This is a genomic window from Mycobacterium sp. (genome assembly GCF_049585075.1).
In the GTDB taxonomy this organism is placed as follows: domain Bacteria; phylum Actinomycetota; class Actinomycetes; order Mycobacteriales; family Mycobacteriaceae; genus Mycobacterium.
Genome location: NZ_JBAUZA010000162.1, coordinates 1 through 18834, shown reverse-complemented (window position 1 = coordinate 18834; position 18834 = coordinate 1). Strand labels below are relative to the sequence as shown.

Here is an 18834-nt window from a genome sequence, read left to right as displayed (position 1 = left end):
CGAGAATTCACAGGTAGCGTCTGACTCGCCGGGAATACTCCGCGTATTCGGGACCGTAGTGTTGCCGCATAAAGCTTTCCTCCCGCAACACTTGCCGGTGGAACAGTAAGACGCCGGCGGCGAGGTAGACCAACGGAATCCAGTTGGGGAACACCAGGAATTGACCGGCGAGCACCAGCGCGAAACCAACGTAGATCGGGTTGCGGCTGACGGCGAAAATGCCTGTGGTTACCAGCTTATCGGGCTTGTCGACGTCGATGCCGACCCGGAAACTTCTGCCGAACGACACCAGGCTTCCGAACAAGACCAGTAGCCCGATGTAGCAGAGCCCGACACCGATCCAGGCAATGGCGTTGGAGTGGAAGAACATCTGCGTGCTGACCAGTGGCCAATCGAACGCGGCAGCAAAGATGGTGTAGAAGTAGAAGAGCGCCACCGGCGGGATCAGGAAGTCCGTCTTGTCAAGGCCGCCGAAGTGCATCGCCTGCGTCCCTGCCCGTCGTAGCACCAGCACTCGTGTGATTACTGTGCCGAGCAGGAGCACGATCGCCAGCGCGGCTAAATATCCGGTCATCGACGGTCCCTTCCATTCGCTTGAGTCGCGAACTCAAAGAATTCATCGCTTGATGAAGTCATCATATGATGAATATTGCGCCGTCGGCGCAGGCTCGTCAAGGCGTCCCGGCTTCCACGATCGCGTCACACTGCGTTGACGTGCACCACGCCAAGGGCCACCATGGCTTGCATGCGCTATGTCGTTACCGGCGGTACCGGGTTTATTGGGCGCCGAGTGGTGTCACGTCTGCTGGACGAAAGGCCGGACGCCGAGGTGTGGGTGATGGTTCGTCGCCCATCGCTGGGCAGGTTCGAACGTCTTGCCGAGCAGTGGGGTGAACGAGCGAAACCGCTCGTCGGCGATCTGGCTCAGCCCGATCTCGGGTTGACCGACGACGCCATCGCCGAGTTGGGCAACGTCGAGCATGTGGTGCACTGCGCGGCGATCTACGACATCACCGTCCCGGAGCCCGAGCAGCGCATAGCCAATGTCGAGGGGACCCGCGCCGTGATCGAACTCGCGCGCCGGCTCGACGCGACACTGCATCACGTGTCGTCGATCGCGGTGGCCGGAGAATTCCGCGGTGAGTACACCGAATCCGACTTCGACGTCGGTCAACCGCTGCCGACGCCCTATCACCAGACCAAGTTCGAGGCCGAGTTGCTGGTACGTGAGGCGGCCGGCCTGCGCCATCGGATCTACCGTCCGGCGGTGGTGGTGGGTGATTCGCGCACCGGTGAGATGGACAAGATCGACGGCCCGTATTACTTCTTTGGCGTGCTGGCCAAGCTGGGGGTTTTGCCCAAGTTCACGCCGATCATGCTGCCCGACACCGGGCGCACCAACATCGTGCCGGTCGACTACGTGGTCGATGCGCTGGTCGCCCTCATGCATGCCGACGGTCGCGACGGCCAGACATTCCACCTCACCGCACCGAAAACCATTGGTCTGCGCGGCATTTACCGTGGGATCGCCGCCGAGGCCGGGCTGCCGCCGTTGCGTGGATCGCTGCCCCGATCGGTCGCCGCACCGGTGATGAAGGTGCGCGGGCGGGCCAAGGTGTGGCGCAACATGGCGGCAACCCAATTGGGCATTCCCGCCGAGGTTCTCGACGTCGTCGACCTGGCGCCCACGTTTATCTCCGACAACACGCGAAACGCATTGCACGGCACCGGAATCGAGGTTCCCGAGTTCGCCAGTTACGCACCCCAGCTGTGGCGCTACTGGGCGCAGCATTTGGACCCAGACCGGGCCCGCCGCGACGATCCGGCCGGCGCCCTGGTGGGCCGTCACGTGATCATCACCGGCGCCTCCAGCGGCATCGGCCGGGCCGCGGCGATCGCCATCGCCGAGCGGGGCGCAACGGTGTTCGCGCTGGCGCGCAGTGCTGAGGCGCTCGACGACCTGGTCGCCGACATCCGCGCCAACGGCGGCCACGCTTACGCCTTCACCTGCGATGTCACCGACTCCGATTCGGTGGAACACACGGTCAAGGACATCCTGGGACGCTTCGACCACGTCGACTATCTGGTGAACAACGCCGGCCGTTCGATCCGCCGCTCGGTGGTCAACCAGACCGACCGACTGCACGACTACGAGCGGGTGATGGCCGTCAACTATTTCGGCGCAGTGCGGATGGTGCTGGCATTGCTGCCGCATTGGCGTGAGCGCAAGTTCGGCCACGTCGTCAACGTGTCCAGCGCAGGCGTGCAGGCACGTAGTCCTAAGTACAGTTCGTATCTGCCCACCAAGGCCGCGCTCGATGCGTTTTCCGAAGTGGTGGCTACCGAAACGCTTTCCGACCACATCACGTTCACCAACATCCACATGCCGTTGGTGGCCACACCGATGATCAAGCCGTCCCGCCGGCTCAACCCGGTACCGCCGATCTCCGCCGAGCACGCGGCGGCGATGGTGGTGCGCGGGCTGATCGACAAGCCAGCCCGTATCGACACCCCGCTGGGCACTCTCTCCGAGGCCGGCAACTACTTCACCCCCAAGCTGTCACGCCGAATCCTGCATCAGCTCTACCTCGGTTATCCCGATTCAGCGGCAGCGCAAGGGATCACACCGCCGGAAACCGTTGTCGTGCAATCGTCCCCGCAGCGCCGACCGAAGCGACCGACCCGTGCGCTCATCCGGGTGCGAGTTCCGCGGCCAGTCAAACGGGCGATACGGCTGGTGCCAGGCGTGCATTGGTAATCCACGGCGCGCCGGTATCGTGAGCGCTGTGAGCGCATCTCCGGTATTCGCCGACGTTGATACCGGAGTCGACGACGCAATCGCACTGGTGTACTTGCTGGCCAGCCCGGAGGCCGACCTGGTCGGTATCGCCTCGACCGGCGGCAACGTCGGTGTGGATCAAGTTTGTGAGAACAACCTCGGCCTGCTCGAGCTGTGCCGGATCGACGGCGTGCCGGTATCCAAAGGTGTCGAACACCCGTTGAACTCCCCCACGCTTCCAGTTGGGAAAGTCCACGGGCCAAGAGGTTTGGGGTATGCGGAGTTGGCGTCGACGTCACGGCAGCTCGCCGCCGATGATGCGGCGACGGCATGGGTCGAGGCGGCGCGGGCGCACCCGGGAGAGCTGATCGGGCTGGCCACCGGCCCGCTGACCAACTTGGCGTTGGCGCTGCGCAAAGAACCCGAGCTGCCGACGCTGCTGCGTCGCCTGGTGATCATGGGTGGCGCCTATGACTATCGCGGCAACACCAATCCAGTGGCGGAATGGAACATCGGTGTGGATCCCGAGGCGGCGGCGGAAGTGTTCGCCGCCTGGGCTCCAGAAGCGTCTGGGCCACAATCACTTCCGATCCTGTGTGGTCTGGACGTGACCTGGAACATCTCGGTAACACCGGAAATCCTGACCAGACTGGCCACAGCTGCAGACTCGACGACGACCGTGCTGAGCGTTGACGATGACCGGGGCACCCGGTCGTCGGCGTCCAACCCCCTGATTCGGGTGATCGAGGACGCGCTGCGGTTCTATCTGGAGTCCTACCACGACCTCGGCCACGGCTACCAGGCGCATCTGCACGATCCGCTGGCTGCGGCAGTAGCACTGGATCCGCCGCTGCTCGCAACAAGGCCGGCGACGGTGGATGTCGAGCTGACGGGGACGCTGACCCGCGGCATGACCGTGACCGATTGGTCGGGACGCTGGGGTCGAAAGCCCAACGCGCTGATCGGTGTTGGAGTCAATCCGGCAACATTCTTCGACCGTTTCATCGACCGGGTGGGGCCGTTCGCGCGGCGACTCGGCTAAACGCAAGCTTATTCGTAGATTCCCTCCAGATACCACCGCCGTTGGCGGTAGCACAGCAGCATCGCTTGCTCGCCCTCCAGCAAGACCTGGGCACGGGCGGTTCGACTGTGCCCCGTTCCGTCCCTAGGCCGGTTATCCCACCAGCGTTCGTCGACCGGCCATGGTCCGGCCCACCAACGCAGCCTGTCGTCACGGCCGCGAGAGGTCAGCCGTGCCGGGTCGGTGGAGAACAACCCGCGGCTAGTCACTCGAACCGAGTTACCCTGGGCATCAAGCAATTCCACTGGATCGTCGAGCAGCACTGTCGGCGACGGCTCGGGCAGTTGACCGGGCCACGGCCGACCCGGATCGGCCCGTGGCACCGGCTCGTCGCCCAGCGGCGTCAACGTAATGCGCTCGGCAGGCCCACGACCGCCGGACAGCACAGGCACCTGCACTGCCTCCGGGCCAAGCAAACCCTGCACGCGCACCAGCGCCCGACGGGCCCGCATCCTGTCCTCTTCACCGAGACCACCCCATAGCGGTAACTGCAGCGCCCCGGCCGACACCACCTCCACCGCCTGCAGCCGCAACAGCGTTACCGGTGCGGTGGGCCGGTCCACGATGGTCCTGGTGTTCAACCACCCGTCGAGCTGCCAGCGCACCCGGTCGGCGGTGGCATCTTCGGTCAACGGCTCGGCGCATCGCCACACCCGCATCAGCTCTTCGCCGTTGGCGGTGACGGCGTGCACGGCCAGTCGAGTGCATCCCACCCCGGCGGCCATCAACGTCTCATGCAACGTGCTGGCCAGCGAGCGGCCGGCAAATGCCGCGGCGTCGACTCGGGCGATCGGTGGATCGCATTGCAGCACGGCATCGAGTTCGGCCGGCGGCTCACGCCCGGACGGTCCGCGTTCCGGCTCGCCGCGGGCGAACCGGTGCGCGCTTATCGCGTCGGTGCCAAACCGGGAAGCCACGTCGGTGCGCGGCAATGTGGCAAACTGTCCGATGGTCCGAATTCCCATCCGCCACAGTAGATCCGCTAGCTCGTCCCGTCCGGGACCGGACAGGCTGGGCTCGGTGGCGAGTTGCCGGATCGACAACGCCGACAAGAACCGCGCGTCTTCTCCCGGTTCGACGAGTCGCCCAGCACGGGCGGCGAAGACCGCGGTGGACAGCTGATCGGCGACCCCGACCTGACATTCTGCGCCGGCTGCGGCCACTGCGTCGGTCAGCCGCTCGGCGGCCTGCTGTTCGGATCCGAAAAAGCGGGCCGCCCCGCGCACCGGCAACACCAACAGCCCGGGCCGCAGCACCTCGGCGCGAGGCACCAGATCGTCTACCGCCGCGATAACCCCTTCGAAGAAGCGGGCATCGCGGTCGGAGTCGGCTGTCACGACATGCAACTGAGGGCAGCGGGCCGCCGCCTCTCGTCGCCGTAATCCTCGCCGCACTCCCGCCGAACGGGCAGCCGATGAGCAGGCGATCACCCGGTTGGCCAGCGTGACGGCGACCGGGTCGGTCGCGGGTAGGCCTGCGGCCGCTGCCGCGGCGACCGCTGGCCAGTCCATGCACCAAATCGCCAGTACTCGGGAGGCCATGCCACCTACCCCGCCCGGATCCGCCTGATACGCCGTCCCCGTGCACAGACGTCGAGCAGCACCTTGCTGATCCGTCCGAAACCGGGCTCACTCGCGGTGATCTCATAGCCGCAGACCCGGGCCTCTAGTCGCACCGACGCCCCCTGCCAGTCACCATCGGTGACCAGCAGTGTGCAGCCTTTCTGGTGCGCGCGGGCCACCACCGCCCGCGCCCGTGTCTGCGGCACCGAACGCCCGCCCAGAGCCAGCACGACCAGATCCATTCCGTCCATAAGCACCGCAGCTACCTCCACCGGATCGGCACCGGGATCCGGGATCACCGCAAGCCGGCTTAGATCCGCTCCCATTTCCACGGCGGCCAGCAGTCCGATATCCGGCTGGCCGACAATGGCTGCGTTACCGCCGGCGGCGGTCACCGCGGCCACCATGCTCAGCGGCAGCGACCGGGCCCCCGACAGCACCGCCACGGTTCCCCGTGGCAACGCGTCTGGCAGCACATCAGCCAATAGCTGCGGGATCGGCAGTTTGGTCTCCGACTCCGGCAGCAGGTCGTCCGGGCCGGCGTGACTGCGAGTGTGAGCGTGCCGAGGTGAGCCGACCTTCCCGGCCACCGCCGCCATCTGGCGCCGCAGCTGTTTTAGCTGCTCAACATGGGTGTGATGCGGCCGATCGGAGGCGAGAATCGCCGTCATCACCACCTCCTGTGTAACGGGTGTTACCAATGATGTTCGAATGTATGTTCGATAGAATCAGTCAACACCTGCCCACCGACAAACGTCAAGCGGCGCACGACCCAGCAAACTTATGAAGTCGAGAAACCCGTTATTCCCACTCGATGGTGCCGGGCGGCTTGCTGGTGACATCCAGCACGACCCGGTTGACCTCGACGACCTCGTTGGTGATCCGGGTGGAGATTCGCTCCAGCACTTCGTAGGGCACTCGGGTCCAATCGGCGGTCATGGCGTCTTCGCTGGACACCGGCCGCAACACGATCGGGTGACCGTAGGTGCGACCGTCGCCTTGGACACCGACCGAACGGATGTCGGCCAGCAGCACCACCGGACACTGCCAGATCTGCTGATCCAAACCCGCGGCCGTCAGCTCCTCGCGCGCGATCGAATCTGCCCGACGCAGCGTGTCGAGTCGCGCCGCGGTGACCTCACCGACGATCCGGATCGCCAAACCAGGACCCGGAAAAGGTTGGCGCGCAACGATTTCCTCTGGCAGGCCCACCTCGCGCCCGACTGCGCGCACCTCGTCTTTGAACAGCAGCCGCAGCGGCTCGACGAGTTTGAACTTCAGGTCCCCGGGCAGGCCGCCGACATTGTGGTGGCTCTTGATATTCGCTGCCCCGCTGCCGCCACCGGACTCCACCACATCGGGATACAGCGTGCCCTGCACCAGGAACTCAATTTCTTTGTTTCCCAAAGCATCCCGGACGGCACCCTCGAACGAGCGGATGAACTGCCGTCCGATGATCTTGCGCTTGCCTTCGGGATTGGTCACCCCGGACAGCGCCTCCAGGAACGTCTCGGCCGCGTCGACGGTCACCAGGTTGGCACCGGTAGCGGCGACGAAGTCGCGCTGCACCTGCGCGCGCTCGCCCGCGCGCAGCAACCCGTGGTCGACGAACACACAAGTCAGCCGGTCCCCGATGGCACGTTGCACCAGTGCCGCGGCCACCGCGGAATCCACCCCGCCGGATAGCCCGCAGATCGCCTGGCCGTCGCCAACCTGTTTGCGCACCTGCTCAACCAGCACGCTGGCGATGCCGGCCGGCGTCCAATCCGGCGCGATGCCGGCCAATTCGTGCAGGAACCGGCTGAGCACCTGCTGCCCATGCGGGGTGTGCATGACTTCGGGGTGATACTGCACGCCCGCCAGCCGCCGGGAGCGGTTCTCGAAGGCGGCCACCGGCGAACCGGCGCTGGTCGCCACCACGTCGAACCCGTCCGGCGCGGAGGTGACGGCGTCACCGTGGCTCATCCACACGGGCTGCGTCTCGGGCAGATCCGAATGCAGTTCACCGCCAGCGACTTTCAGTTCGGTGCGGCCATACTCGCTGGTGCCGGTGCGCGCGACGGCCCCGCCAAGGGCCTGCGCCATCGCCTGGAATCCGTAACAGATGCCGAACACCGGCACGTCCAGGTCGAACAATGCCGGATCAAGATGTGGCGCTCCCTCGGCGTACACACTGGCCGGGCCACCGGAAAGCACTACCGCCTGCGGGTCGCGGGCCTTGATCTCGTCGATCGATGCGGTGTGTGGAATCACTTCGGAGTACACCCGGGCCTCGCGGACCCGGCGGGCGATCAATTGCGCGTACTGCGCGCCGAAATCGACAACCAGCACCGGACGGGCAGGCGATCCAGCCGCATCGAGGTCATCAGGTCCGGCCATGCAGTCAGCTTAGTGGCTGGCCCGGTTCGATCCAGGTCCTGGTGTGGTTCACCCACGTGCCGGTGGCGCCTTCGGTGTCGGGAACTAGGTGGAACTCAGGCCTGAATCCCGCTACAGCGAAAACGCCTCGCGTAGGGCGTCGACAGCGCCGGCTTCCCCGTCGAACGCGATGCTTCGCCGCGCCGCCTTACGCTTGGCTTCGGTGGAGCCTAAGCGCGCGGTGACGAGATCTGCAGCACTGGCCGTGACGGTCACGTCCGGTGTGCTCTGCGCCGCGGCGAAACGGCCCTGCTGCACTGCGAACTCGAAACGGCGGCTGTCGATGTCGGCGCGGAAGCTTCCCGCCAAGGCCGCGGCTTTGGCCGAATTGAACGGGATCACGAATCCGGAGAGGAACCCGGTCAACGGTGACACTGGGCCGCCATCAAGCAGGTCCAGTCGATCCAAGCCAAGCCAGGCAATGCCCTGGAGGACGGATGGCACCCGCTGCCAGCCGACGTCGCTGAGGCAGTAGACAGTACGCGCAATCGGGGGCGGCAACTCGGTGCGGTCGATGAGCCCGGCGTCCTGCAGCTCTTTGAGCCGCTCGGCCAGCAGGTTGGTCGCGATACCTGGCAGCTCGGCGCGCAGGTCGCTGTAGCGGCGCGGCCCCCCGAGCAACTCTCGCAGGATTAGCAAGGTCCACCGCTCCCCCAGGATGTCGAGTCCTGTGGCGATCGGGCAGTTCTGGTTATAGCTCTTTCGAGCGGACATGTGGCCACCCTACCAAGGCCAGACTTGTTTTTCAACGTTTTACTTGATTTTCTTGTCTCCTATGTTTAGAGTCCTGTCCATGCGATCTCAAGCCGTCTTCCGCGATCACCCCAACGCCGCGCTCGCCGTCATCTGCCTGTCCGTCTTCGTGATCAGCGTCGACGCCACAATCGTCAACGTCGCACTGCCCACGCTGTCGGCCGACCTCGGCGCCGATACCGCGCAACTGCAGTGGATCGTCGACGCGTACACCCTCGTCATGTCGGGCCTGCTGCTGTCGGTGGGTAGCCTCAGCGACCGCTACGGCAGGCGTGGCTGGCTGTCGTCCGGGTTGGCCCTGTTCGCGATCACCTCCGCAATTGCGGCACAGGTGAATTCGGCGGATGCGCTGATCGCTGCGCGCGCCGCCATGGGCGTGGGCGCAGCCGTGATCTTCCCGACCACGCTGGGACTGATCACCAACATCTTCACCGACCCGATACCTCGCGCCAAGGCCATCGGTCTGTGGGCGGCCATGGTCGGAGTCGGGGTCGCCGTCGGTCCGATCAGCGGTGGTTGGCTTTTGGAACACTTCTCCTGGGGCTCGATCTTTCTGGTGAACGTTCCCACCGCGATGGTGGCCATCGTCGGCGGAGTCCTGTTCGTTCCGACCTCGCGCGACCCTGCCACGCCACCCGTCGACCTCCCGGGTTTGGTGCTGTCCGCGGTCGGAGTGACGACGCTCGTCTACACGGTCATCGAAGCGCCCAGTTGGGGATGGAGCAGCACCCGTGCCGCGATTGGCTTCAGCGTGGCCGCAACCGTTCTCGCCGTATTCGCGCTGTGGGAGCGACGCAGCACCCATCCGATGCTCGACGTGACGGTGTTCTTCAACCGGCGATTCTCCGGCGGCAGCCTGGCCGTGACCGCGGGTTTTCTGACACTGTTCGGGTTCATCTTCGTCATCACCCAGTACTTCCAATTCATCAAGAACTACAGCGCATTCGAAGCCGGCGTGCGCCTGTTGCCGGTAGCCATCTCGATCGCAGTAGCCAGCATCCTTGGGCCGCGACTGGTCGAACGGGTCGGCAGCACCGCAGTCGTCGCCGGCGGGCTGACGGTGTTCGCCACCGGCCTGGCGTGGGCAGCCACGGTCGATGCGGCAACGCCCTACAGCCAGATCGCAACACAGATGCTGCTGCTCGGCGGCGGCCTCGGTCTCACGACCGCGCCGGCAACCGAGGCGATCATGGGATCCCTATCGCCGGACAAGGCGGGGGTCGGCTCGGCCGTCAACGACACCACCCGCGAACTCGGCGGCACGTTGGGCGTCGCCGTCGTGGGCAGTGTCTTCGCATCGGTGTATTCCGGCCACCTAGGTTCGGCGTCAGCGCTGGCCGGATTGCCGGCCGATGTTCGGTCGGCAATGCAGCACTCAATGGCGGTGGCACACCGAGTCATCGAGCAATCGCCGGCCGGACGCATCGCACCCATCCAAGATGCGGTCAACCGCGCATTCCTCGACGGCCTACAGGTCGGATCGCTGGTCTGCGCCGGCATCGCGCTGACAGCCGCGCTCGTCGTGGCCATACTGCTGCCGGCGCGGGCACGCCAATCGACTGTCGCCGCAGTTGAAATCGAACTGCCTGAACCCGGAAAGGTCACAGCATGAATTACACAGAGGCATGGAGCAACGGCCACGGACACGTCAAGTTCTTCACCCGGTCGGACGGATCCCGCCTGCGGTACTACACTGCGGGCGCTGGGCCAGCTCTCGTCCTCATCCACACCGTGCGGACCCAGCTCGACTACTTTCAGCGAGTCATTCCGCAGCTATGGGACTCCTACACCGTCTATGCCCTGGATCTGCCAGGCATGGGCTGGTCCGACGTCGTGCCCGGGGCACAGTACGAGGAGCCGGAACTGCGTAGCGCGGTGGTGGAGTTCGTCACCGGACTAGACCTGCACGCCATCACGCTGGTCGGTGAATCGCTCGGCGGTGCATTGGCTTTGGGCGCCTCGATCGATCTCAAGGACCGCGTGAGCAAGGTCATCGCGTTTAACGCCTACGACTACCCGGGTGGGCTCGAACGCGGCAACCTGTTCGCCAGGTTCATCATCAGCTCGATACGAACGCCTGGGCTGGGCCGGGTTTTCGGCCGCATGGAAACCGGGCTCACCCTGCGCGGCGTAATGCGGGGCGGCTTTGTCGACAAGAGCAAACTCAGCAAAGAATTCCTGGTCGAGCTTCGGAAGAGCGGACGCCGCAAGGGATATCCGCGAGTGGCCCGCGCGATCTACCGCAGCCTCAAAGGGCTCCAGAAAGCACGAGAACGCTACCCCAAGGTGTCGGCGCCCGTCACGCTGGTCTACACCGAGCGGGATTGGTCACGTCCCAAAGAACGAGACCACGTGGCCGGCCTGCTAGCCGACGTCCAACGCATCACGTTGCCGAACACCGGCCACTTCTCGGCTCTGGAATACCCCAACGCCATGACTCGCATACTCCTGCAGGCGCAGGAATTACCCAACTAGGGAAGGAAATCCAATGACACACCCTCGCGTCCTGGTAACCGGCGCCACCGGGAGGATCGGTAGCGCGGTCACCGCCCAACTGTTGCAGCGCGGCATCACGACTAGGGCCTTGGTGCACCGCGACGACGAGCGCAGTGCCCGATTGCGGTCCTCCGGTGCCGAAGTCGTCGTCGCCGATATGTTTGACATCAGCCAGATTCAGGCCGCGATGGATGGTGTCGACCGGCTCTACTTCAACCCCCCGTACCATCCACATGCACTCGACAGCGCGGTCGCCTTTGCCATCGCCGCACGGCGATCACGTCTGGAAGCGGTCGTGGCGCTTGGGCAATGGCTGGCCAGTCCCGAACACCCGTCGCTGATGACCCGGCAGGCCTGGTTGACCGACAAGCTGTTTGAGCTGCTGCCGGACACCGCCCATGTCGCAGTCGATCCGGGATACTTCGCCGACAACTATCTACAGTTGGTCCCGCTCGCCGCCCAGCTGGGAGTGTTGCCGACGCCGACCGGGACCGGCCGAAATGCGCCGCCCTCCAACGAAGACATCGCCCGGGTTGCGGTGGGTGCCCTCCTCGACCCGAACCGCCACGACGGCCGGGCCTACCGCCCGACCGGACCCACGCTGCTGTCAGGAGCGGAGATCGCCGACGCCGTTGGTGAGGCGTTGGGCCGAAAGGTGCGGCACATCGACATTCCGCCGTGGATGTTCTTGCGCGCGGTGCGCGTCAACGCCAAGCGACTTGGCGCCGACCTGTTCTTCGAGTCCAGCCTGCGCCACTACCTGCCCGAGCACGCACTGGGAACCTGGGCCATGGGCGGACCCACCACCCATGTCCGCGACGTCGCCGGGGTCGAACCCGAGGACTTTCTCACGATCGCACGCCGCTACGTGGGTGGCCCGGAATCTCGACGAACGCCACGCAATTTCATCCGCCAGGCCTGGCAGTTCCTGTTAACCGGGTTGGTACCAATGCACCGCCTGGAGCGCTTTGAGCGACGGCAGCAACATCCGCGGCCCGCTCATCCGCGGCTGTCGGGCCAGTCCGCGCTCTGGCGAAACGAGCACCTCGCCGCCACCGACAAAATCGCCGAACCGACATACCAGTAAGGAATAGAGATGACCGAGACCCTGATTTCCGACCAGTACTCAACTGGCCTATCTCAGCGCAATATCGAGCAGGCCCTCGTTGCCGCCGGCAAGGACCTAGACCACCTGCAGCCGGGCGACCTTGCGCCGCTGGAGGACTTTCACACCATGGGTCGCATCGCCACCAGCCAACTAGTGGATCTGGTCGGCATCACAGGTGAAAGCCGGGTGCTCGATGCGGGCAGCGGCATCGGCGGAACGGCTCGCTTCGTTGCCGACCAGTGTCGATGCCACGTTGCCGCGGTCGATCTGACCGACGAGTATTGCGACACGGCGCGTTGGCTCAATCGACTTGTCGGGCTGGATGATTGGATCACCGTCCGTCAGGCAGACGTCACCGAACTGCCCTACGCCGATGGCGGTTTTGACGTCGTCTTCAGCCAGCACGTTCAGATGAACGTCGCTGACAAGCCGCGCCTCTATCGTGAAGCACACCGTGTGCTGACCACCGGTGGTCGGCTTGCCCTGTGGGACATCACAACTGGTGATTCAGGTGAACTCGACTACCCATTGCCGTGGGCCGACCAACCAGGAGTCAGCCACCTGGCCACGCCAGGCGAATTACGCGCGGCCGTCGAGTCCGCCGGGTTCGCGATCGACCACTGGAACGACCTCACCGAGCAGGCCGGCACCTTGATGCAGGCGCTTCTCACACTGCCGCCTAACCCCCTGGGACTGCACGCCTTCGTCACCGACTTTGCGCAGAAAGCCCAGAACCTCGTGGCCGCCCTCACCGACGGACGGCTCCGCGCGATCCAAGGCGTCGCCCGCGCATCGTCGTCGTGAAGCACCGCGCCGGGGAGAGGGCGGCGACCCGGTCGCCATCATGCTCTCTGCCGTCTACGTGGTTTGGGCGATCTTCCTGTTTCGCTCCGCACGGGCTCCGAGCGCCAACCGACTATTCCTCGATTTCAACCTGACCGCGAATGCCGCCCACTTCGCCGTCATGTTCGTCCTGTTTACGGCCAATTTGCTTTTGCCCCCGGGCACCGGCCCACGCACCGGGCTACCGTGATGCAGTCGGATAGCCACCGGCACGCCCAAAAGGCCGTGGGCCCGACGGCACACATGATGAAGTATTAGGGCCCGATCAGTTAAGGAAGCGAGGTCCGCCGTGCTGGGTCTGCCCGAGTCGGTGCACGCCTGTTTATTCGACCTCGACGGTGTCCTCACCGACACCGCGAGCGTCCACACCAAGGCTTGGAAAACCATGTTCGACGCGTTCTTGCAGGAGCGGGCCGAAAAGACCGGCGAGCAGTTCGTCCCGTTCGATCCGGCGACCGACTACCGGCAATACGTAGACGGCAAGAAACGCGAAGACGGAGTCCGCTCATTTCTGGCCAGCCGCGGCATCGAACTGCCCGACGGCAGCCCCGACGATCCTCCGGACGCGGACACCATCTCCGGGCTGGGCAACCGCAAAAACGATGCCTTTCAAAAGACGCTGCACGACGACGGCGTCAAGGTCTTCGACGGCTCGCGACGGTATCTGGAAGCGGTGGCCGCCGCCGGTATCGCCGCGGCTGTGGTGTCCTCCAGTGCCAACACCCGCGAGGTGCTGGAAATCACCGGGCTGGATCGCTTGATTCAGCAGCGGGTGGATGGCGTCACGCTGCGCGAGGAACACATCGCGGGCAAGCCGGCGCCGGACTCCTTCCTGCGTGCCGCCGAACTACTCAAGGTTGAACCGGGCGCCGCCGCGGTGTTCGAAGACGCGCTGTCCGGGGTGGAGGCAGGCCATGCCGGTCATTTCGGCTACGTCGTCGGCGTGGACCGAGTAGGCCAGGCCGACGCGCTGCGCCAACATGGCGCCGATGTCGTCGTGACCGATCTCGCCGAACTGCTTTAGGACGCCAACATGATCAGTGAAGAGGACTTCCCCGTCGAACCCTGGCAGGTCCGCGAAACCCGCCTCGACTTGAAACTGTTGGCCCAATCGGAATCGCTGTTCGCGCTGTCCAACGGACACATCGGATTGCGCGGCAACTTCGATGAAGGTGAGCCGCACGGCTTGCCCGGCACCTACCTCAATTCGTTCTACGAGGTGCGACCGCTGCCCTATGCGGAGGCGGGGTTCGGTTTTCCCGAAGCCGGCCAGACCGTCGTCGACGTCACCAACGGCAAGGTGTTGCGCCTGATGGTCAACGACGAGCTGTTCGACGTCCGCTACGGCCAACTGCTCGACCACGAGCGGATTCTCGACCTGCGCGCCGGAACACTGGAGCGCCGCGTGCACTGGTGCTCGCCGGCGGGCAGACAAGTCAAACTGGTGTCGACCCGGCTGGTGTCGCTGGCCCAGCGCAGCGTCGCGGCCATCGAGTACGTGGTAGAGGCAGTTGATGAATTCGTCCGCATCACAGTGCAATCCGAGCTTGTCAGCAATGAGGATCAGCCCGAAACCTCGAAGGACCCACGGGTCTCGGCCGTGCTGGACAAGCCACTGGAGGCGGTCGACCACGAAACAACGGAAAACCGGGCAGTGCTGATGCACCGCACCAGGGCCAGCGGGCTGATGATGTCGGCCGCGATGGACCACGAGATCGAGGTCCCCGGGCGCGTCGAGGTCGAGACCGAAGTCCGCCCAGACTTGGCCCGCACCACGGTGATCTGCGGATTACGGCCGGGCCAGAAGCTGCGTATCGTGAAGTACCTGGCGTATGGCTGGTCGAGCCTGCGCTCTCGCCCTGCGCTGCGCGATCAGGCCGCGGGTGCACTGGCCGGCGCGAAGTACAGCGGATGGGACGGCCTGGTAAAGGCCCAGCGGGAATACCTCGACAACTTCTGGGACAGCGCAGACGTAGAGGTCGACGGCGACCCGGTGATCCAGCAGGCGGTGCGGTTCGGCCTGTTCCACCTGTTGCAGTCAAGCGCACGCGCCGAACGCCGCGGAATTGCCAGCAAAGGCCTCACCGGCACCGGTTACGACGGCCACGTCTTCTGGGACAGCGAAGGATACGTGCTACCAGTCTTGACGTACACCGCGCCGCACGCAGCAGCCGATGCGCTGAGGTGGCGGGCATCGACACTCGACTTGGCCAAGGAACGTGCCGGCGAACTGGGCCTGGAAGGTGCAGCCTTTCCATGGCGGACGATTCGCGGCCAGGAATGTTCCGGCTATTGGCCGGCCGGCACGGCAGCCTTCCACATCAACGCCGACATCGCGATGGCGTTCGAGCGGTACCGCATCGTCACCGGCGATCAGTCGCTGGAGGAGGAGTGCGGGCTTGAAGTGCTCATTGAAACGGCTCGGCTGTGGCGCTCCCTCGGCCACCACGACCGGCACGGCGTCTGGCACCTCGACGGGGTGACCGGTCCAGACGAGTACACCGCAATCGTCCGCGACAACACCTTCACGAATTTGATGGCGGCACACAACCTTCAGGTCGCCGCCGACGCGTGCGCCCGCCATCCCGAGAAGGCGCGCGAGATGGGCGTTAGCACCGAGGAAACCGCCGCCTGGCGGGATGCTGCCCACGCGGCAAACATTCCTTACGACGAGGAGTTGGGCGTGCACCAGCAGTGCGAAGGTTTCACCACGTTCGCGGAGTGGGACTTCGAAAACAGAAACAACTATCCGTTGTTGCTGCACGAGCCCTATGTACGGCTCTACCCGGCGCAGGTCATCAAGCAGGCCGACCTGGTTCTGGCGATGCAGTGGCAAAGCCACGCTTTCACGCCCGAAGAGAAAGCCCGCAACGTCGACTACTACGAGCGACGCATGGTGCGCGACTCGTCGTTGTCGGCCTGCACCCAGGCGGTGATGTGCGCCGAGGTCGGCCACCTGGAGCTTGCGCATGACTATGCCTTCGAAGCGGCGCTGATCGATCTGCGTGACCTGCATTCGAATACCCGCGACGGGCTGCATATGGCCTCGCTGGCCGGCGCATGGACCTCGCTGGTCGGCGGCTTCGGTGGCCTGCGCGATGACGAGGGCGTCCTGGCTCTGGATCCGGCGCTGCCGGACAGTTTCGCTCGGCTGTGCTTCAGGTTGATGTGGCAGGGATACCGGTTGACCGTTTCGGTCACCCAAGACGAGGTGACTTACACGCTGCGCGACGGGCCCGACGGCGAGCTGACGATCCGCCACGCCGGCGAGGAGCTAACGCTCAGCACCAGCGAGCCGACGACGGTCCCGCTGCAGGAACGTCAGCCGCTGCTGCCGACGCCGCCGCAGCCGCCAGGCCGCGAGCCCATACACCGGCGCGGCAGCGTGGTCCCACTGAAAGTCCCTGCCAGCCAGTCGAGCTGATCGGCGCCGGCGGGACCTGATACGCCGCTCCTCAGCATCGCTACGCTCTGCATCGTCGCCGGCGGAAACTAGGCAGGCACAAGCGCGGTGATGAAAGCCAGCACAGCGACAAACCAGGCGATCAGGCTGACGAGCACGCACAACGAGCCCAATGCCATTAACCTGTCGCTGCGCTCGGCCTGCTGATTCCGCATCACTCCGACGATTCGTGGCATGCCGCGAAACCGGTCACCCCACTCCACCCGGGACGTGGCCCGCTTGAATCCGGTGGGATCGTCCGCAGTCCGGTGGGCCGGCGCCACCCCGGCGCCGTTTGCGTAAAGCGCCAGTCCGGCCACCAACAGCACTGCGCCGACGATGGCGCACACCAACGCGACCCAGAGCATGCATTCAACGTTGCCGCGCAGCGCCGTGTTCAAACGCGCCAGGCGTAAGAGCAGGTCAGCCGGCGGAGCTAATCGGCTCGATCGGCAGCCAGCGCAGTGCCCCGGGCGCATCAGCCGGCACCACCGGATGACGCGGCGCGATCGGGTCCAACCGACGGTACGGCTCGCCCTGACGCGGCCGCAGATCGTTTTCGCCCTTATTCGGCCACAGCGACGCGGCCCGCTCAGCCTGCGCTGAAATCGACAGCGACGGGTTGACTCCCAGGTTCGCCGAGATCGCCGCGCCGTCGACCACCGACATCGTCGGATAGCCATACACGCGGTGGTATGGGTCGATGACACCGTGTTCGGCGCTGTCGCCGATCACCACGCCGCCGAGGAAGTGCGCGGTCAGCGGGATGTTGAACAGCTCGCCCCAGGTGCCGCCGGCCACCCCGTCGATCTTGGCGGCGATGCGACGGGTGACCTCGTTGCCGACCGGAATCCACGTCGGGTTCGGCTCACCGTGCCCCTGCTTGCTGACGTAGCGGCGTCGGCCCAGCCGGCCGCGTCTGGTGAAGGTGGTGATCGAGTTGTCCAGATGCTGCATCACCAACGCGATCACCGTGCGCTCGCTCCACTGACGTGGATTGAGCAGTCGAAGCATGCGGCGCGGATCTTCGCCGGCTTGATCCAACAACTGCTTCCAGCGCGGCACGTCGGTGCCCTTGGGGCCGGGACCGTCGGTCATCAGCGTCTGCAGTAGGCCCATGGCGTTGGAGCCCTTGCCGTAGCGGACGGGTTCGATGTGGGTGTCCGACGTCGGGTGAATCGACGACGTGATCGCCACGCCATGAGTCAGGTCGAGGTCGGGGCTGACCTGCAGACGACCGGCGCCGACGATTGATTCGGAGTTGGTGCGGGTCAGCACACCGAGCTTTTCGGACAGGCCGGGCAACCTGCCCGTATCGCGCATCTTGAATAGCAGCTTTTGCGTGTTGTACGTACCGGCGGCCAGCACCAGATGATTCGCGGTGAATGTGCGCTTCTTGCGGCGCAGCAAGCGGCCAGTGTGCTTGGTGTGAACCTCCCACAGCCCGTCGGGCCGCTGCGCAAATTTGGTGACCGTCGTCATCGGATGTATCTGCGCCCCAGCCGATTCCGCGAGGCCGAGGTAATTCTTCAGCAGGGTGTTCTTGGCGCCGTACCGGCAGCCGGTCATGCACGACCCGCATTCCAGGCAGCCCGTACGTGCTGGGCCGGCGCCGCCGAAATAGGGGTCGGGCACCGTCTCGCCCGGGGTCTTGGTTCCGTTCGGACCGAAGAACACCCCGACCGGGGTCGGTACGAACGTGTCGCCGCAACCCATGTCGTCAGCGACCGCCTTGACCACGCGGTCAGCGTCGGTGAACGTCGGGTTCTGGACGACACCGAGCATCCGCTGCGCCTGCTGGTAATGCGGCATCAGCTCCGCACGCCAATTGCTGATGTGCGCCCACTGCGGGTCGTTGAAGAACGGATCCGGAGGTACGTAGAGCGTGTTGGCGTAGTTCAGTGATCCGCCGCCGACGCCGGCGCCGGCAAGGATCATGCAGTTTTGCAGCAGGTGGATGCGCTGGATGCCGTAGCAGCCGAGTTGGGGCGCCCACAGAAACTTGCGCAGGTTCCAGGACGTCTTGGCGAAGTCCTGGTCGGCAAAGCGGCGGCCGGCCTCGAGCACGCCGACGCGGTAACCCTTTTCGGTCAGCCGCAGCGCGGTGATGCTCCCCCCGAAGCCCGACCCGATTATCAGGACGTCGTAATCAGGTTCCATCCGGCCAGCCTAGCTCTCAGTTGTCGACGGTCAGGCCGACCTTCTGAAACTCCTTCAGGTCGCAGTAGCCGGCCTTGGCCATCGAGCGGCGCAGCCCGCCGACCAGGTTCAGCGAGCCGAACGGGTCGTCGGACGGCCCGTCGAGCACCTGGCGCAACGGCGGCCGCTCGCCGACGGCGACCTGCAATAGTG

16 protein-coding genes and 1 pseudogene are annotated in these 18834 nt (G+C 65.3%); 9 read left to right on the top strand and 8 right to left on the bottom strand.

Features of this window, described 5'->3' with window-relative positions; translation table 11 throughout:
* Nucleotides 1-7 precede the first annotated feature (7 nt).
* Nucleotides 8-574, bottom strand: a complete 567-nt coding sequence (locus WB785_RS07565) for a methyltransferase family protein (protein WP_424078220.1) — start codon at nucleotides 572-574, stop codon at nucleotides 8-10.
* Between the two features lie 171 nt (nucleotides 575-745).
* Between WB785_RS07565 and WB785_RS07560 the strand changes: the two genes are divergently transcribed.
* Nucleotides 746-2758, top strand: a complete 2013-nt coding sequence (locus tag WB785_RS07560) for an SDR family oxidoreductase (protein WP_424078218.1) — start codon at nucleotides 746-748, stop codon at nucleotides 2756-2758.
* Nucleotides 2759-2786: 28 nt separating this feature from the next.
* Complete coding sequence (locus tag WB785_RS07555) at nucleotides 2787-3821, top strand: nucleoside hydrolase (protein ID WP_424078217.1); 1035 nt, start codon at nucleotides 2787-2789, stop codon at nucleotides 3819-3821.
* Between the two features lie 8 nt (nucleotides 3822-3829).
* Here WB785_RS07555 and WB785_RS07550 read toward each other — a convergent pair whose 3' ends face one another.
* The 4 genes from WB785_RS07550 to WB785_RS07535 form a co-directional block, all read right to left on the bottom strand.
* Nucleotides 3830-5401: a DNA polymerase Y family protein gene (locus WB785_RS07550; RefSeq protein ID WP_424078216.1), complete on the bottom strand. Its 1572-nt coding sequence runs from the start codon at nucleotides 5399-5401 to the stop codon at nucleotides 3830-3832.
* A gap of 5 nt (nucleotides 5402-5406) precedes the next feature.
* Nucleotides 5407-6093, bottom strand: a complete 687-nt coding sequence (locus tag WB785_RS07545; protein WP_424078215.1) for a hypothetical protein — start codon at nucleotides 6091-6093, stop codon at nucleotides 5407-5409.
* 130 nt (nucleotides 6094-6223) lie between these two features.
* Nucleotides 6224-7801 (bottom strand): glutamine-hydrolyzing GMP synthase, encoded by a 1578-nt coding sequence (guaA, locus tag WB785_RS07540; RefSeq protein ID WP_424078214.1) that lies wholly within the window; start codon nucleotides 7799-7801, stop codon nucleotides 6224-6226.
* Nucleotides 7802-7912: 111 nt separating this feature from the next.
* Nucleotides 7913-8554 carry a winged helix-turn-helix transcriptional regulator gene (locus WB785_RS07535; protein ID WP_424078213.1) on the bottom strand — a complete coding sequence of 214 codons (642 nt, stop codon included), beginning with the start codon at nucleotides 8552-8554 and terminating at the stop codon, nucleotides 7913-7915.
* A gap of 79 nt (nucleotides 8555-8633) precedes the next feature.
* On the opposite strand from WB785_RS07535, the gene WB785_RS07530 reads away from it, so the two are divergent.
* From WB785_RS07530 to WB785_RS07500, 7 genes are all read left to right on the top strand, one after another.
* A complete protein-coding gene (locus WB785_RS07530) occupies nucleotides 8634-10205 on the top strand; it encodes a DHA2 family efflux MFS transporter permease subunit (protein WP_424078212.1) in 1572 nt (523 codons plus the stop codon).
* Nucleotides 10202-11068 carry an alpha/beta fold hydrolase gene (locus WB785_RS07525; RefSeq protein ID WP_424078210.1) on the top strand — a complete coding sequence of 289 codons (867 nt, stop codon included), beginning with the start codon at nucleotides 10202-10204 and terminating at the stop codon, nucleotides 11066-11068. The genes WB785_RS07530 and WB785_RS07525 overlap by 4 nt, the downstream gene beginning before the upstream one ends.
* A gap of 13 nt (nucleotides 11069-11081) precedes the next feature.
* On the top strand, nucleotides 11082-12176 hold the full coding sequence (locus tag WB785_RS07520; protein ID WP_424078208.1) for an NmrA family NAD(P)-binding protein: 1095 nt from the start codon (nucleotides 11082-11084) through the stop codon (nucleotides 12174-12176).
* A gap of 9 nt (nucleotides 12177-12185) precedes the next feature.
* The gene (locus tag WB785_RS07515; protein WP_424078206.1) at nucleotides 12186-13001 is read left to right on the top strand and encodes a class I SAM-dependent methyltransferase; all 816 of its coding nucleotides are present in this window, start codon (nucleotides 12186-12188) and stop codon (nucleotides 12999-13001) included.
* Between the two features lie 40 nt (nucleotides 13002-13041).
* Nucleotides 13042-13230, top strand: coding sequence for a hypothetical protein (locus tag WB785_RS07510; protein WP_424078205.1), 189 nt, complete (start codon nucleotides 13042-13044; stop codon nucleotides 13228-13230).
* A 63-nt stretch (nucleotides 13231-13293) separates the two neighbouring features.
* Nucleotides 13294-14064, top strand: coding sequence for a beta-phosphoglucomutase family hydrolase (locus tag WB785_RS07505; protein WP_424078231.1), 771 nt, complete (start codon nucleotides 13294-13296; stop codon nucleotides 14062-14064).
* 9 nt (nucleotides 14065-14073) lie between these two features.
* Nucleotides 14074-16464 carry a glycoside hydrolase family 65 protein gene (locus tag WB785_RS07500; RefSeq protein ID WP_424078203.1) on the top strand — a complete coding sequence of 797 codons (2391 nt, stop codon included), beginning with the start codon at nucleotides 14074-14076 and terminating at the stop codon, nucleotides 16462-16464.
* A gap of 68 nt (nucleotides 16465-16532) precedes the next feature.
* On the opposite strand, the gene WB785_RS07495 is transcribed toward WB785_RS07500, so the two are convergent.
* The 3 genes and pseudogenes from WB785_RS07495 to WB785_RS07485 all read right to left on the bottom strand — a co-directional run.
* A complete protein-coding gene (locus WB785_RS07495; RefSeq protein ID WP_424078202.1) occupies nucleotides 16533-16850 on the bottom strand; it encodes a hypothetical protein in 318 nt (105 codons plus the stop codon).
* A gap of 55 nt (nucleotides 16851-16905) precedes the next feature.
* Nucleotides 16906-18642, bottom strand: a complete 1737-nt coding sequence (locus tag WB785_RS07490; RefSeq protein WP_424078201.1) for a GMC family oxidoreductase N-terminal domain-containing protein — start codon at nucleotides 18640-18642, stop codon at nucleotides 16906-16908.
* 16 nt (nucleotides 18643-18658) lie between these two features.
* Nucleotides 18659-18834: pseudogene (locus WB785_RS07485) on the bottom strand (GuaB3 family IMP dehydrogenase-related protein); the annotation flags it as partial.

Coding starts and splice junctions, on each gene's coding strand:
- WB785_RS07510 (WP_424078205.1), top strand. CDS start 13,042: ATGCTCTCTGCCGTCTACGTGGTTTGGGCGATCTTCCTGTTTCGCTCC.
- WB785_RS07490 (WP_424078201.1), bottom strand. CDS start 18,642: ATGGAACCTGATTACGACGTCCTGATAATCGGGTCGGGCTTCGGGGGG.
- WB785_RS07515 (WP_424078206.1), top strand. CDS start 12,186: ATGACCGAGACCCTGATTTCCGACCAGTACTCAACTGGCCTATCTCAG.
- WB785_RS07520 (WP_424078208.1), top strand. CDS start 11,082: ATGACACACCCTCGCGTCCTGGTAACCGGCGCCACCGGGAGGATCGGT.
- WB785_RS07550 (WP_424078216.1), bottom strand. CDS start 5,401: ATGGCCTCCCGAGTACTGGCGATTTGGTGCATGGACTGGCCAGCGGTC.
- WB785_RS07495 (WP_424078202.1), bottom strand. CDS start 16,850: ATGCTCTGGGTCGCGTTGGTGTGCGCCATCGTCGGCGCAGTGCTGTTG.
- WB785_RS07545 (WP_424078215.1), bottom strand. CDS start 6,093: ATGACGGCGATTCTCGCCTCCGATCGGCCGCATCACACCCATGTTGAG.
- guaA (WP_424078214.1), bottom strand. CDS start 7,801: ATGGCCGGACCTGATGACCTCGATGCGGCTGGATCGCCTGCCCGTCCG.
- WB785_RS07500 (WP_424078203.1), top strand. CDS start 14,074: ATGATCAGTGAAGAGGACTTCCCCGTCGAACCCTGGCAGGTCCGCGAA.
- WB785_RS07565 (WP_424078220.1), bottom strand. CDS start 574: ATGACCGGATATTTAGCCGCGCTGGCGATCGTGCTCCTGCTCGGCACA.
- WB785_RS07560 (WP_424078218.1), top strand. CDS start 746: ATGCGCTATGTCGTTACCGGCGGTACCGGGTTTATTGGGCGCCGAGTG.
- WB785_RS07525 (WP_424078210.1), top strand. CDS start 10,202: ATGAATTACACAGAGGCATGGAGCAACGGCCACGGACACGTCAAGTTC.
- WB785_RS07530 (WP_424078212.1), top strand. CDS start 8,634: ATGCGATCTCAAGCCGTCTTCCGCGATCACCCCAACGCCGCGCTCGCC.
- WB785_RS07535 (WP_424078213.1), bottom strand. CDS start 8,554: ATGTCCGCTCGAAAGAGCTATAACCAGAACTGCCCGATCGCCACAGGA.